A 362-nucleotide genomic window follows, 5' to 3' on the forward strand; every position below is an offset into this window, starting at 1 on the left:
GTGTATGGCGGGTTGAGCGCGGAGGGTATGAACTACACGCCGTACAACCTGACGGAGTTTGTGGTCCGTGACAAATATGGGAATCGAGCCAGTGGAGGCGGCGATCTGCCGCCAGGGTCTGGGGCCGGAAGTTTGAGTTGCTGCTACAAGCTCAAAGGCACGGAGTTCACGGTCGAGTGGCAGGTCTATGGCATGGAAGAATTCTCTAAAGACATCTATGCACCCATAAAAGAGATCAAAAAAGTAACCACGGTTCATCTTGATCCTGTGAAGAGGTCTGACCGAGCCGGCAACGACGTCTTGGCTGTGCACTTCTATCCAGACGATCATGTCGAATTCGAGTTTCGCAATGACTTTAGCGG

Annotated in this window: 1 protein-coding gene; it reads left to right on the top strand. The window is 52.5% G+C overall.

Annotated elements, in window-relative coordinates; genetic code table 11:
• Positions 1-362, top strand: a 362-nt coding sequence (locus NCR40_RS31195; RefSeq protein ID WP_250511820.1) for a DUF3304 domain-containing protein, incomplete at its 3' end; no start/stop codon positions are given.

Origin of the sequence: Caballeronia sp. GACF4 (genome assembly GCF_023631025.1) — a bacterium.
Lineage (GTDB): Bacteria > Pseudomonadota > Gammaproteobacteria > Burkholderiales > Burkholderiaceae > Caballeronia.